4 protein-coding genes and 1 rRNA gene are annotated in these 3,994 nt (G+C 67.1%); 3 read left to right on the forward strand and 2 right to left on the reverse strand.

The annotated features are described in order from the left end of the window. Positions 1–20: 20 nt before the first annotated feature. The 3 genes from rrf (at position 21) to QH276_RS01960 (ending at position 1,341) form a co-directional block, all read left to right on the forward strand. Positions 21–137, forward strand: a 5S ribosomal RNA gene (gene rrf, locus QH276_RS01950). A 204-nt stretch (positions 138–341) separates the two neighbouring features. Next, complete coding sequence (gene nucS / locus QH276_RS01955) at positions 342–1,025, forward strand: endonuclease NucS (RefSeq protein WP_280402615.1); 684 nt, start codon at positions 342–344, stop codon at positions 1,023–1,025. 10 nt (positions 1,026–1,035) lie between these two features. Continuing rightward, positions 1,036–1,341 carry an ATP/GTP-binding protein gene (locus QH276_RS01960; RefSeq protein ID WP_280402616.1) on the forward strand — a complete coding sequence of 102 codons (306 nt, stop codon included), beginning with the start codon at positions 1,036–1,038 and terminating at the stop codon, positions 1,339–1,341. 523 nt (positions 1,342–1,864) lie between these two features. On the opposite strand, the gene QH276_RS01965 is transcribed toward QH276_RS01960, so the two are convergent. Then, complete coding sequence (locus tag QH276_RS01965; RefSeq protein ID WP_280402617.1) at positions 1,865–2,881, reverse strand: hypothetical protein; 1,017 nt, start codon at positions 2,879–2,881, stop codon at positions 1,865–1,867. 86 nt (positions 2,882–2,967) lie between these two features. Beyond that, on the reverse strand, positions 2,968–3,441 hold the full coding sequence (mce, locus tag QH276_RS01970; protein WP_280402618.1) for a methylmalonyl-CoA epimerase: 474 nt from the start codon (positions 3,439–3,441) through the stop codon (positions 2,968–2,970). Positions 3,442–3,994: the final 553 nt, after the last annotated feature.

Consider the following 3,994-nt stretch of genomic DNA (forward strand, 5'->3'; position numbering starts at 1 on the left):
TGTGGACAGTTTCATAGAGTTACGGCGGTTATAGCGGCAGGGAAACGCCCGGTCCCATTCCGAACCCGGAAGCTAAGCCTGCCAGCGCCGATGGTACTGCACTCGACAGGGTGTGGGAGAGTAGGACACCGCCGGAACATAATTCCCTCTAGGGGCCCACATTGTGGGCCCCTAGAGTGCGTTCAGGGGTATGTTTTCGAATCAAGTTCCGGATCGTGCCTCGCCTATATGCGGTGCATGAAACCCTCGATTGTTCAGCCGGCCGGCGGAACGGCAACGTGCGGCCCGAAGAGAGCACCTACTGCTTCGGGGTGCCGCGAACAGCGCCTAGACTCTGCCGGATGCGACTCGTGATTGCTCGTTGCCAGGTCGACTATGTGGGGCGGTTGACCGCTCATCTGCCGATGGCCCGGCGGCTGCTGATGATCAAGGCGGATGGGTCGGTGCTGGTGCATTCGGATGGGGGGTCGTACAAACCGCTGAACTGGATGAGTCCGCCGTGCTGGCTGGAGGAGCGCGAGCCGGATGCAGCGGGGCAGTTCAAGGCGTTGTGGGTGGTGAGCAACAAAGCGGGGGAGGAACTGCGGATCGGGATCGAGGAGATCGAGCACGATTCCAGTCATGAGCTCGGCGTGGACCCGGGGCTGGTGAAGGACGGGGTGGAGGCGCATCTGCAGGAATTGCTGGCCGAGCATGTGGAGACCCTCGGTGCCGGATTCAGTCTGATCCGGCGCGAGTACATGACCGCGATCGGGCCGGTGGACCTGCTGTGCCGGGACGCCGACGGGCAGACGGTCGCGGTGGAGATCAAACGCCGCGGCGAGATCGACGGGGTGGAGCAGCTGACGCGCTATCTCGAACTGCTGAACCGGGACCCGCTGCTGGCGCCGGTGGCGGGGGTGTTCGCGGCGCAGCAGATCAAACCGCAGGCGCGCACGCTTGCCGAGGACCGCGGGATTCGCTGCCTTACGCTCGATTACAACGCCCTGCGCGGGACCGAGAGCAACGAATTCCGGCTCTTCTAAGCTGGAAGCCATGCCACGACGAAAACCGCGCAGCGAGCGTTACGGGGCGCAGCCGCATCGGTTGGGCACCGGGCTGGGCGATGTGTACCGGCGGACCGAAACTGGTCCGGACGGCGACGAGTACGTCGTGCGGACGGTACCGGGTGCGCGGGCGGTGAAACGGTACCGCTGCCCGGGATGCGATCACGAGATCATGCCGGGGGTCGCACATGTGGTGGCCTGGCCGGCGGGTAGTGGAGAGACGGATCGCCGGCATTGGCACAGCGGCTGCTGGAACGGCCGGGGGACCCGCGGTATCACCCGGCGCTGGTCCTAGCCGGCTCGGCTGTCGGCCACCGTGCGAGGGCCGGCGGGACGGCGCGAGCAGCTGTTCTTGCCGGGCGTCGCGTGCCGGTCCCGGATGTGCCGCGCGGGCGGAGCTCGGAACGACTGGCCGGCGTCCCGGTTCCGGCTGCTGACGGGTCGCGGGTTCGGTGGCCGCGGATCTCGCGGAGGGGGTATCCGGCGGCGGAACCGGCATGGTGCCCAGTGCGCGGGCATATCCAAGAGCACCGGACACCATCGACGCTGCGGTGTCGCAGGGTGCGGGCGGCGCCTGGGGGCTGTCGGCAGAGCCGGGCAGGTGGTCGCCCGTGGGCCGGCACCGGATGGCCTGGCATGCGGGCCGGTACCTACCTCACCATCCACGGCCGCGACAGCGGTGGTGGCCGGCAGCGGTTCGCGCCGGAGTGGTGGGGCGGACCACCGAGCCGGACATGAGGAAGGCCGCCCCGGTGGGGCGGCCTTCGGCTTGATTTGTCGTGTCGCCGTATACGTTCCGACAGCAGCTTTGCGGAGCTCTAGCTGCTGATGTCGGCGTTTTCGCGCTCTTCTTCGACGATATCGTCCGATTCGTCTTCGGCGTTCACCTCGGGGATCGCCTTCTGATTGTTACGACCGGACACCGACTTGTTCTGCCCGCTGCCGATGGATTTACGCGGCTGTTCGGGCACACCGTCGAGCAGTTCGCTCTCGCGGTTGACGGCCGCCAGCATGGCGGGCACCGAATCGAGCTGGCCGCGGATGCCGAGCAGCTGGGCCAGGACGCGGCCACGCAGGACCCGCATCTCCTCGGCCAGTTCCTTGGCGTGCGCGATCTTGCGCTCGGAGGTCTGGGTGGCCGAGGTGATGAGGCGGTTGGCCTCGTCGGTGGCATCCTTGATGCGCTGTGCGGCCTCGGCGCGGCTGGTGGCCTCCAGTTCCTCCATGGCGCGGGTCAGCTTGGTGCGACGCTCGGCCATGGTGACCTCGAAGTCCTGCTGGGTGGCCTTGCGCTTGGCCTCGGACTCCTTGGCGAGGCGTTCGGCCTCGGCCTGGGCGGCTTCGATGATCTTCGAGGATTCGGTACGCGCGTTCGCGAGGGTCTGCTCGTATTCGATTTCGAGCGCTTCGCGCTTCTCTTTGGTCTCGGCGAGCAGGGATTCGTACTTACCGCGCATCTCGGCGGCCTGCTGCTCGGCGATGGAAACCATCTCCGCGGCCTCGGCCTGCGCGAGCGCACGGACCTCGGAGGCCTCGTCGGAAGCCAATCGCAGCATCCGGGAGATGCGATCGCTCATCCCCTCCGCGGTGGTCGGCGGGACGGACAGCCGGTCGACTTCCTTACGGAGCTCGTCGATTTCGTCGCGGGCATCCTCCAGCTGACTGGCGAGGTTGCGGGCCTGGGCGGCAGCGGCATCGCGGTCGGTGGCGGTGACCCGCAACTCGGCATCGAAACGGTCGAAATAGTTACGTACCTCGTCTTGCGCATAACCCTTGCGCACGACGGTGAAGGGCAGCGCAACGAAGCGATTGCGATCGGACTCGGGTGACGACATGGCCAACAAACTACAGCCTGAGACCCGCGCATGGTGAGCCGACCGGGAATGTTATCGGAGGTATGCCTAACGGTCCGATTACGATACTAGTGCGTAACATTCGGGTCCGGTTCGACCAACTCGACCAGCACACCGCCAGCATCCTTCGGGTGGACGAAATTGATGCGCGAATCGGCGGTCCCGCGCCGCGGCGCCTCGTACAGCAAACGTATCCCGCGATCGCGCAGATATGCGGAAACAGCCTCGATATCGGTGACCCGGAAGGCCAGCTGCTGCAGGCCCGGGCCGCTGCGGTCGATGAACTTGGCGATGGTGGAGGTCTCGTCCAGCGGTGCCAGCAACTGTAGAGCAGTCGAATCGTCCTCGGCGGCCGGGGCGGACAGCATCGCTTCCTGAACGCCCTGTTCCTCGTTGACCTCGCGATGGGTTTCGACCAGGCCGAGGTTCTCGGCGTACCAGGCCACGGCCGTGTCCAGATCGGGCACGGCGATGCCGACGTGATCGACTGCGACGATGTAGTCGGCGGGAATGAATTCTGATGACGGGGTAGCGGTGCTCACCCTTCGAACGTAGCGCGTTCCGGTGCGCGGCCGGTGTGTACCCACCCGGATCGGGTCGACTGAAGTCGGCCGCCTTCACATACCGGCAGGTGATCCGCGTATCCCTGTGGGCTGTTCCCGGCGTCGGCGGGTTACCGTGGAGTCGTTCCGCACGACGTGCTACCTCCGCGTAGCGCGTCGGGTCGGCTCAGCCCGAGTCGGCCGAATGTGGCCCGGTCTGCCGTGGACCGGTTGGAGTGGGCCGGCTCGAAGCGGGGAATCGCAGCGAGTCGATCCGATCGAACCTTCCGCTGTGCACCGAATCCGCATCCGGTCGGCACGGACCTCGCCCAGGGCAGGATTATGGACCCGCTTGATCGTCGATTCAGGCGGGGCCGACCCGAACAGGTCCGGCAGTGGACACAGCTCGAGCCGGCCGCGGCCAACGCCGACCTCCGGCCTCCAACACTCCCGTGGTGGGGGGGCGGCCCCCGGGTGGGACCCGCGCACGGGGGCGGGCGACCGCGGAGGGGCGGGGGGTGAGCCACCCCGGCCGGGGGGCGCCCCCCCGCGG

The sequence above is a fragment of the Nocardia carnea genome (assembly GCF_029869215.1).
GTDB lineage: Bacteria > Actinomycetota > Actinomycetes > Mycobacteriales > Mycobacteriaceae > Nocardia > Nocardia carnea_B.